Source organism: Sphingomonas sp. CCH9-F2, assembly GCF_001556735.1.
Taxonomy (GTDB): Bacteria; Pseudomonadota; Alphaproteobacteria; order Sphingomonadales; family Sphingomonadaceae; genus Sphingomonas; species Sphingomonas ginsenosidimutans.
The window spans coordinates 1-1,851 of sequence record NZ_LSJO01000172.1; the positions used below are offsets into that span (position 1 = coordinate 1).

The following is a 1,851-nucleotide window of genomic DNA, read 5'->3' on the forward strand; positions in this document are numbered from 1 at the left end:
GTGGAGGACAGGGCGAGCGCCAGGCCCAGCCCCGCCGACCCGCCCCAGCTCTGCCCCAGCCAGTGCAGCGCCACGCCGATCAGCAGCGCCGAGCCGAGCAGTTCGGCCGCGCCGGTGCCGAACACCAGCCGCCTGAGGTTCCACAATCGCTTGAACGACAGTTCCAGCCCGATCGAGAACAGCAGCAGGATGATGCCGAATTCGGCGAACGGCGCGATCGATTCCGGGTCCGATATGGTCAGGTAATAGAGCCACGGCGCCTGCGGCACCAGCGACCCCAGGCCCGCCGGCCCGACCAGTGCGCCCACCAGGATGAAGCCGATCACCGGGCTGATGCGAAACCGCGCGAACGCGGGGATCACCAGCCCCGCCGCACCCAGCACCACCAGCGCGTCCGAGAAACCATGATTGTCGAGACCGATCGCCATGGGCCGGACCCTAGGCGGAGCAGGGGCGGGTTGTCAGCCGTTAACCGACCGGATCGCGCCGGCCGTAACGAAAAGCGCCGCCGCGATCGGTGCGATCGCGGCGGCGCCCCCGTCGATGGTGGCGGCGCGGGCGGTGCCGCGCCGCGCGGGCCTCAGGCCCAGTTGGCCATCTTGTTCTCCAGGTTGACGCGCACCGCCTCGAAGAACTGCTCGGTGGTCATCCACTTCTGGTCCGGGCCGATCAGGATCGCCAGATCCTTGGTCATGTCCCCGTTCTCGACCGTCTCGATGCACACCTGCTCCAGCGTCTCGGCGAAGCGGGTGACGTCGGGCGTGCCGTCGAACTTGCCGCGATACTTGAGGCCGCCGGTCCAGGCGAAGATCGACGCGATCGGGTTGGTCGATGTCGCCTTGCCCTGCTGGTGCTGGCGGAAGTGGCGGGTGACGGTGCCGTGCGCGGCCTCCGCCTCGATCGTCTTGCCGTCCGGGGTCATCAGCACCGAGGTCATCAGCCCCAGCGAGCCGAAGCCCTGCGCGACCTGATCCGACTGGACGTCGCCGTCATAGTTCTTGCACGCCCACACGAATTCGCCGTTCCACTTCAGCGCGCTGGCGACCATGTCGTCGATCAGGCGGTGTTCGTAGACGATGCCGGCTTCCTTGAACGCATCCTTGAACTCGGCCTCGAACACCTCGGCGAAGATGTCCTTGAAGCGGCCGTCATACGCCTTGAGGATGGTGTTCTTGGTCGACAGGTACACCGGCCAGCCGCGGCCCAGGCCGTAGTTCATCGACGCGCGCGCGAAATCGCGGATCGATTCGTCGAGGTTGTACATGCCCATCGCGACGCCGGCGCCGGGGAAGTTGAACACCTCCTCCTCGATCGTCTCGCCGTTCTCGCCTTCCCACTTCATCGTCAGGCGGCCCTTGCCGGGCACCTTGAAATCGGTGGCCTTGTACTGGTCGCCGAACGCATGGCGGCCGACGACGATCGGGTGCGTCCAGCCGGGGATCAGCCGCGGCACGTTGCGGATCACGATCGGTTCGCGGAAGACGACGCCGCCCAGGATGTTGCGGATCGTGCCGTTGGGCGACTTCCACATCTTCTTGAGCTTGAATTCCTCGACGCGCGCCTCGTCCGGGGTGATCGTGGCGCACTTCACGCCGACGCCGTACTTCTGGATCGCCAGCGCGGAATCGGTCGTCACCTTGTCTTCGGTGCGGTCGCGCTCCTCGACGCCCAGATCGTAATAATCGAGGTCGATGTCGAGATACGGCTTGATCAGGCGCTCGCGGATCCATTCCCAGATGATCCGCGTCATCTCGTCGCCGTCGATCTCCACGACGGGCGTCTTCACCTTGATCTTGGCCATATGCGCTTCCTTTTGAGGGAGGTTTGGCGGGGTCGATACGGGGAAGGGGG

The 1,851-nt window shown here is 65.9% G+C and carries 2 protein-coding genes; both read right to left on the minus strand.

Translation table 11 applies throughout. The annotated features are described in order from the left end of the window. Positions 1 to 428: cation:proton antiporter domain-containing protein (locus AX685_RS04895; RefSeq protein ID WP_197418491.1), on the minus strand; the 428-nt coding region annotated here is incomplete at its 3' end. Between the two features lie 152 nt (positions 429 to 580). Further along, positions 581 to 1,801, minus strand: coding sequence for an NADP-dependent isocitrate dehydrogenase (locus tag AX685_RS04900; protein ID WP_066485990.1), 1,221 nt, complete (start codon positions 1,799 to 1,801; stop codon positions 581 to 583). Positions 1,802 to 1,851 lie beyond the last annotated feature (50 nt).